A 7,810-nucleotide genomic window follows, 5' to 3' on the forward strand; every position below is an offset into this window, starting at 1 on the left:
TCGTGTGAGGCTTTGCCCATGACCTCCGAAGAACCGCTGGCCGACCGGCTCCAGCTCGACCGGCCGCACTCCGCCCGCGTGTGGAACTTCCTCCTGGGCGGCAAGGACAACTACGCCGCCGACCGCGAGGCCGGCGAGATGATCGTCCAGATGTTCCCGGACATCGCCCTGCTCGCGCGCCTCCAACGCCGCTTCCTGGTACGGGCGGTGCGCTATCTCACCGAGGAGGCTGGCATCCGGCAGTTCCTCGACATCGGGACCGGCCTGCCCACCGTCGACAACACGCACGAGGTCGCGCAGCGCATCGCGCCCGAGAGCCGCATCGTGTACGTCGACAACGACCCGCTGGTCCTGGTGCACGCGCAGGCGCTGCTCACCAGCGCCCCGGAGGGTGCCTGCGCCTATGTCGACGCCGATGTGCGCGACCCCGAGAGGATTCTCGAAGCCGCCGCCCAGACCCTGGACTTCAGCAAGCCGATCGCGCTGACGATGCTGGGCATCCTGGGTCAGATCCCGGACTCGGACGAACCCGAGGCCGTCGTGGCCCGCTTCCTCGACGCGCTGCCCGCGGGCAGCTATCTCGCACTGACCGACGGCACCGACACCAACGCGGCGCTCAACCAGGCGATTTCGGTGTACAACGCCAACTCCGCCAGCTCCTACCACCTGCGCAGCCCCGAACGGATCGCGGCGTTCTTCGATGGCCTCGATGCCATCGAACCCGGCATCGTCCCCATTTCGCGGTGGCACCCGGAGCCGGTCGACGTGGGCCGTGACCCGTCCGTCGAGAACACGATCTGCGGCATCGGCCGCAAGGCCTGAGCACCAACGGCGAAGAGGGGTACCGAAGTTGCCGGTGCCCCTCTCGTCGTTCCGCGTTCCGTATCCCCCGGGTCAGATCCGGAACAGCGCCCAGACCGTCTTCCCGCCGCCCGCCCGCAGGTTCCAGCCCCATGACTCGCTGAGTGCGGAGACCACTTGCAGGCCGCGCCCGGACTCGGCGAACTCGTCGGGGTGCCCCTCCACGGGTATGCGATCGCTGTCGTCGGTGACCGCGCACACCGCGTACGGCAGCCGGTCCCACACCGCGAGCCACAGTGAAGGCTGCGGCTCCGCAAGGGAGTTGGGCGCCCGGCCGTAGCGCAGCGCGTTGCTCACCAGCTCCGACACGGTGACCGTCACGTCGTCGACGAGTTCGTCCCCGGCCCGGTCCGCGAGCGCCGCCCGGGTGAACTCCCGTGCCACATGGGCCGATTGAGGCATCGGCGGCACGACCAGGACGGAACAGAGAGCGGGGTCGCGCCCGTCACCGACGGCGGGAACCAGGGTGACGGTCTGCCCCGGCTCGGGCGGGCCCATCTGGTCGACGGCCCGGCACAGCCACTCCCAAGTCCCCTCGATCCGCAGGGTGTCGACCGGTCGTACGACTTGCTCTGCGGACATCGCGACCCCTGAGACCCCTGGGAAGAGAACAACTGCGCGCGCTACACCTGTCCGGAGCATCGTCCTCCGCCTGCCCCCGCGAACGCAAGTGCATCGGCAATTACCGCTGCAATTGCAGACGATCTTGCGAGCGGTCCCCCCTAGGGCTATCGTCCTCCACATCACCAATGGGTGCAATTGAAGCTGCAATTGCATTCGATCTTCCGGGGGAGCGATGAGGCCTCACATAGAGCACGCGAACGGCATGTCGGCGACCCTGCTGAGCGGCGCGCAGTGGCGTAAGAGCCACCACAGCAACCCCGAGGGCAACTGCGTTGAGTTGGCCGCGCTCTCCGACGGTCAGGTCGCCGTACGCAACTCGCGCCATCCCGAAGGTCCGGCGCTCGTCTACACCAGCGCCGAGATCTCCGCGTTCGTCCGCGGTGTGAAGGACGGCGACTTCGACGGCCTACTCCCCGGCCGCTGAGGTCAGGCAGACCCGCGGATCGGCCGGAAGGCGCCGGACACAGGCCGGCACCTTCCGGCTCCTTCACTCCCTGCAGTTATCCGGAACCTCGGTGCTACGATCCTCTTTTGAGTCCCGAAAACTTGCGGACGGTATCGGCGCGACCGCCGAGGGGATGAACATGACTGCAGCTCAACCGGAATACGCTCCCTCGGGTTCGGACGTGCTGAGCCTTCAGCGCGGCGGTCCGACGGTCCAGCGCATGATGCTGGGCACGCGCCTGCGCCGCTTGCGCGAGTCCCTCAACATCACCCGGGACACGGCCGCTTCGGCGATACGCGCCTCGGATGCCAAGCTCTGCCGCATGGAGCTGGGCCGCGTCGGCTTCAAGGAACGCGACGTGGCCGACCTGTTGACCCTCTACGGCCTCCACGAGCCGGACACACGACAGGAGTTCCTCGACTCGGTCCGCCGTGCCAACGAACCCGGCTGGTGGCGCGCGTACGGCGACGCCTTCCCGACCTGGTTCGAGCAGCACTTGGGGCTCGAAGAGGCCACTTCACTCATCCGCACCTACGAAGTGCAGTTCATCCCGGGCCTGTTGCAGACCGCCGCGTACGCCGAGGCCGTCATCCGGCTCGGCCGTCCCGTCGACACCCCGGACGCGATCCGGCGCCGCGTCGAACTCCGCATGACCCGGCAGGAGTTGCTCACCAGGCCCGGTGCTCCGAGGCTGTGGGTCGTGGTGGACGAGGCCGCGCTGCGCCGACCGCTCGGCGGAGCGGACGTGATGCGCGAGCAGCTGCGGCACCTCATCGAGACGGCCGCCCTGCCGAACGTCACGCTCCAGGTGCTGCCGTTCCACGTGGGCGGCCACGCCGCCGCCGGCGGTCCGATCACCGTGCTGCGCTTCCCGGTGCCGGACCTGCCGGACATCGTCTACCTCGAACAGCTCACCAGCGCCCTCTACTTGGACAAGCCCGAAGAGGTCGACCGCTACCTCGCGGTCATGGACCGGCTGAGCATGGTGGCCTCACCGGCCCCCGAGTCGGTGACCTTCCTGGAGAAGCTCCTCCAGGAGATGTGAGACCGGGCGGTCCGTGAACGCTCAGACCCGTGACCGGTACAGCCCGAACTCCGCGATCCGTACGGTGTCCCGGGCTGCCGTCACGCGGACCCGCCACCGCCGGGCGCTCACCGGCGCGGCCAGCAGCAGGATGCGGCTCGCACCGATCGTGCCGGCGCGGGTCACCTCCGCCCAGGCCCCGTCGACGTACGCCTCGATCACGAAGGCCTCGACCTGTTGACCGTAACGCCGGATGTCCTCCGCCAACCGGAAGCGGTCTACGGCCAGTTCGGCACCGAGATCGACGGTGACCCGGCCCGGCGAGACGGCCGTCCGGGCCCCGCGCGCCAGGTCCTCGGGCAGCTCCCGGTCCACGCGCTCGCGGAACTCCCGCAGGCGTGCGACGTCCGGGGCCGCCAGCACGCCGTCCGTGTCCGGTGGCACGTTGAGCAGCAGGACCGAGTTGCGGCCGACCGAGCCGAAGTAGATGTCGATCAACTCGTCGACGGTCTTGGGAACTTGGTCCGGGTGGTAGAACCAGCCGTCGTGGATCGACACATCGCACTCGGCGGGCCACCACTGCAGATAGTCGGTGTTCGGCTGCGCCGAGACGAGCGCGCTACGACTCCCCTCGTCGGCGGTGTCGTACGACAACGCCCAGTCCGTGCGCCCGTATTGCTCCTCCTTGACCGGGAGGACGCTCCACTCGTCCTCCCGCGCGATACCGCCCTCGTTGCCGACCCACCGCACGTCCGGGCCGGTCACCGCGATCGCCGCGTCCGGGGCCAGCGACCTGACCAGGGTGTACCAGCTGTCCCAGTCGTAGTCCTCGACGTGGCCCGGCGGGATGCGGCCCTGGGCGCCGTCGAACCAGACCTCGTCGATCGGGCCGTACTCGGTCAGCACTTCGTAGAGGGTGTTGAGCATGTGGGCGCCGTAGTCGGTGGCGTCCAGCGTGTAGAAGGCGTCCGGGGAGCGGTCGTCGCCGTCGACGAGGGTCGGGATCGTGCGCGTGGCGCGTGCACTGCCGTTGGCGTAGACGCCGTGGAGGTACTGGTTCTCGTCGGCGGGTGAGAGGTAGACGCCGGCCTTGAGGCCGTACCGCCGCATGGAGTCGGCGAAGGAGCGCAGTACGTCGCCCTGGCCCGCACGCCAACTGCTGTACGCGACCGTGTGGTTGGTGTAGCGGGAGGGATAGAGGACGAAGCCGTCGTGGTGTTTGACGGTGAGGATGGCGAGCTTGAAACCGCCGTCGCGCAGGGCGCGGGCCCACTGGTCGGTGTCGAGGCCGGCCGGCTGGAACACGTTCGGGTCCTCGTCGCCGGTCCCCCACTCCAGGCCGGTGAAGGTGTTCACACCGAAGTGCAGGAACGCCGTCCGCTCCAGCTTCTGCCAGGCCACCTGCCGTGCGGTGGGCCGGACTCGGGAGGCCTTGCGGACCAGCTCGTCCTCGGTGTCGTCGGCGTTGACGGCGATGCGGGAGCGGGAGTCGGACGGGGGCGGAGGTACCGCGAGGGCGGATGCCGTGGTGGTGCCGGTCGCGGCGAACGCGGTGGCCGAGAGGACGAAGAGACGTCTGGAGAGGGCCATGGGGTGGGACTCCTCTGGTTGCTCAGTGGGCGGTCAAGTGCCAGGTGGAGGGCTGGTGTTGGTCCGGCGGGTACTGCACGAGCCGACCGTCGTCCGCGACACTCAGCGCCATCTGCGTGATCGCGTTCACGAGCCGGTAGCCGCCCGCCGCCGGCGCCAACTCCCAGCGCTGCATGGTGTTCGCGGCGTCGCAGGGCTGCGGGGTCGCCGAAATCCCGGGCTGGAGCGGCACGTTGAGGGTGAGCTTGCCGCCCTGCACCTCCAGGCAGCCGTCGGCGGTCCGCACCGTCGCATAGCCGTCGGGCGTGCGCTGCACCGCGGCGGCCATGCCGGCGCCCGCTGTCCGGAAGGTGTACGTCCCGTCTGCCACCGGTACGCGGACCAGGTCCCGCCACCCGGGCGCATGCCCAACTGCCGTGCCCCGCGCGGTGAATTCGGCGTACGTGGCATCGGGATGCGGATCGCCCCAGGTCGCCTGGGCGAGGTGCCGTAGCGCGGGCTCGGTGTCGGCGGCGACCTCGTTCTCGGTCTCGCCGCGGCCGTTGTCGGGCCAGAGGCTGATCTTCGCGCCGGTGATGCCGTCGCTGGAGGTGAGCTTCTCGCCCTCGAAGCTGCGCGGGTCCCAGCTCTGGTCGTACAGCGCCTCGGTGTCGCTGTGGAAGCCACCGCGGACGAGGTAGAGGGAGTAGGCCGCGTTCATCAACGGGTAGCCCTGGGCAATGAGTTGACTCGGTTTCTCCGTGACGTTCAGCCAGTGCTCGACCGTCGTGCCCGCCGTCACCGGCACGGTGTTGGCTCCGGTGAGCCCGTCGTTCCAGATGCGCACCTTCTTGCCCTTGCTCGCGGCGTAGGCCTGGACGCGGTTGATGAAGTCGATGTAGGCGTCCTGCGGAGTGGCGTTCGCGCCGTACTTCTCCCGGGCGTAGCGCAGCATCTGCGGGTACTTGGAGTAGTCGGAGCCGAGCATGTACTCGTCGGCACCCATGTGCCAGGACGTCGCGGTGAAGACCTGCGCGTACTCGTCCATCAGGCTCGTGTAGTAGTCGAAGGCCGCCTGTTGCGTGACGTCGAGCCGGGCGGGCTGCTTGTTGCCGTCGCTGTCGGTGAGTTGGAGATCGGGACGGTTCTCTATCCACGGGTCCATGTGGCCGGGGGAGTTGATCTCGGGGATGATCTCGACGTGGTACTTGTCGCCGAGGGCGACGAGGCTGCGCATCTCGTCCCGGGTGTAGTAGCCCCAGGTGTTCGCCTCGGGATGCGCGGCGCTCTTCACCTTGAGTTCCAGGAGCAGTTGGTTGAGCTTGTGGTACGCCATCTCGCGCACCAGGTTCTCCAGCCAGGGCAGGGAGATGTGGATGTAGCAGGCGCAGACTCCGACTCCGCGTTCCTTGTAGCGCGGTACGTCGACCGTGCGTCCGGCGGGGATGTGGTCGCCCTGCGCGAGCAGTTGGAGGAGGGTCCGGGTGCCGTAGAAGGCGCCGGTCTCGGTCGCGCCGGTCACCGACAGGCGTTTGCCCGCCTGGAGTTCATAGCCCTCCGCGCCCAACGAGCCCTTGGTCGGCCGGACTTCGATCACGATGTCGCCGGGCCGGGCGGCACCGCCCCGCACTACGGGCACTGTTCCGTGACCGGCTTCCTTGAGGTCGTCGGCGAGGGTGTCGGCGACCTCGCGCTCGCTCCTGCTGTCGGCCACGAGTCGGGTTCCGGGCCCGAAGTCGTAACTTCCGGGTTGAGGCGTCCAGTTGGACAGTGCGGGCACGGTCACCGGCACGGCCCGTTCCTGCTGGACCGCGACCGCGGGCGCGGGTGCCGCGAGCAGTGCGAACACCGCCGCGAAGCCGATGAACCGGAACCGTCTCTTCCTGCGCTCAGCCATGCCACTCCACCGGTCGCGATTGATCGGACGGCTGATGATTGAACTGCCCTCAGGGGCTGTCAATGGGCACCGGGAGGGGTCAAGTCGGGCCATTGATCGGATGACCAGCAGGTCAGTCGACCCCAGCCCGGTCGCGCCCCGCGAAAAGTCCAAGAAGACGGGCCCGAATGTCCAAGGCCGGAGGTGCCCGGCTGTCCAGGAATCGCCGCCCCTCGACTCACCGCCCCGGCCGAGGCACAGTTCTCCCTACATACTCGCGAGTAGTGAGAAGGAGCGCGCCCGTGACCAGCTGGGTCGGCCGTACCGCCGTCGAGATCGCCGCCGCCGTACGCGAGAAGCGGGTCACGCCCCGCGAAGTGGTGGCCGAGCATCTCGCCCGGATCGAGCGGCTCGACGGGCGGATCGGCGCGTTCCGGGTGGTGCGGGCGGAGGCGGCGCTCGCGGAGGCCGACGAGGTGGGCGCCCGGGCCGATCTGGCCGAACTCCCGCTCGCGGGCGTGCCGGTGGCCGTGAAGGACAACCTCCCGGTGACCGGCGAGTCCAACCGGGTCGGCTCCGCCGCGACCCCGGACACCCCCGCCGACCATGACCACATCACCGTGGCCCGGCTGCGGGCGGCGGGTGCGGTGGTCGTAGGGCTCACCAACGTGCCCGAACTGTGCGTCTTCGGCACCACCGAGGGCGTCCACGGGACCAGCCGCAACCCCTGGGACACGACCCGCACGGCGGGTGGTTCCTCCGGCGGCAGCGCGGCCGCCGTAGCCGCCGGCATGGTGCCGATCGCCCTCGGCAACGACGGCATGGGCTCGCTGCGCATCCCCGCGGCCAACTGCGGCCTGGTCACCATCAAGCCGGGGTTCGGGGTGGTCCCGGCCGGTATCGGCGACGGCGACTGGTTCGGAATGTCCGAGAACGGACCCCTGGCGACGACCGTCGAGGACGCCCGGCTGATGTTTTCGGTCATCGCGGACATCGAGGTCGCACGCCCCGACGAGCCCACCCGTCGGAAAGTCGCCGCCTCCGTACGCAGCCCCCTCGTCGGAGTCGCCGTCGGCAAGCCGTATACGACCGCCGTACGGGAGGCGGCCGGACTGCTGAACAGGGCCGGTCACACCGTGCGCCGCGCCGATCCGCCGTATCCGCTGTCGCTGAGCACCACGTCGCTCGCGTACTGGACGGCCGGTACCTCGGTGGACGCGGCGGGGCTCGATCCGCGGAAGCTGACGCGGCGGACCCGGGTGCACGCGGCGATCGGGCGGCGGTTCGTCAAGAGCGTGCGCACCGGCAAGGGCCAGGAGCAGCTCCGGGAGCGTCTGGCGCCGTTCTTCGCCGAGTACGACATCCTGCTGACCGCGGCGCTGGCCCGCCGCTCTCCCAAGGCCGGGCCGTG

The 7,810-nt window shown here is 69.5% G+C and carries 7 protein-coding genes; 4 read left to right on the forward strand and 3 right to left on the reverse strand.

Annotated features, from left to right (window positions below; all coding sequences use genetic code 11):
- Positions 1 to 18: 18 nt before the first annotated feature.
- On the forward strand, positions 19 to 822 hold the full coding sequence (locus tag AC31A1_RS17120; RefSeq protein ID WP_489654143.1) for an SAM-dependent methyltransferase: 804 nt from the start codon (positions 19 to 21) through the stop codon (positions 820 to 822).
- Positions 823 to 894: 72 nt separating this feature from the next.
- On the opposite strand, the gene AC31A1_RS17125 is transcribed toward AC31A1_RS17120, so the two are convergent.
- Positions 895 to 1,443 carry an ATP-binding protein gene (locus tag AC31A1_RS17125; protein WP_489654144.1) on the reverse strand — a complete coding sequence of 183 codons (549 nt, stop codon included), beginning with the start codon at positions 1,441 to 1,443 and terminating at the stop codon, positions 895 to 897.
- A gap of 214 nt (positions 1,444 to 1,657) precedes the next feature.
- Between AC31A1_RS17125 and AC31A1_RS17130 the strand changes: the two genes are divergently transcribed.
- Complete coding sequence (locus AC31A1_RS17130; protein WP_489654145.1) at positions 1,658 to 1,909, forward strand: DUF397 domain-containing protein; 252 nt, start codon at positions 1,658 to 1,660, stop codon at positions 1,907 to 1,909.
- 160 nt (positions 1,910 to 2,069) lie between these two features.
- Positions 2,070 to 2,975: a helix-turn-helix domain-containing protein gene (locus AC31A1_RS17135; protein ID WP_489654146.1), complete on the forward strand. Its 906-nt coding sequence runs from the start codon at positions 2,070 to 2,072 to the stop codon at positions 2,973 to 2,975.
- A gap of 21 nt (positions 2,976 to 2,996) precedes the next feature.
- Here AC31A1_RS17135 and AC31A1_RS17140 read toward each other — a convergent pair whose 3' ends face one another.
- On the reverse strand, positions 2,997 to 4,544 hold the full coding sequence (locus AC31A1_RS17140) for an alpha-L-fucosidase (protein WP_489654147.1): 1,548 nt from the start codon (positions 4,542 to 4,544) through the stop codon (positions 2,997 to 2,999).
- A 22-nt stretch (positions 4,545 to 4,566) separates the two neighbouring features.
- Positions 4,567 to 6,420 carry a glycoside hydrolase family 20 protein gene (locus tag AC31A1_RS17145; RefSeq protein WP_489654148.1) on the reverse strand — a complete coding sequence of 618 codons (1,854 nt, stop codon included), beginning with the start codon at positions 6,418 to 6,420 and terminating at the stop codon, positions 4,567 to 4,569.
- Positions 6,421 to 6,701: 281 nt separating this feature from the next.
- On the opposite strand from AC31A1_RS17145, the gene AC31A1_RS17150 reads away from it, so the two are divergent.
- Positions 6,702 to 7,810 (forward strand): amidase (locus tag AC31A1_RS17150; RefSeq protein WP_489654149.1); only part of this gene is annotated, 1,109 nt, incomplete at its 3' end.

The sequence above is a fragment of the Streptomyces sp. P5F9 genome, assembly GCF_057961495.1.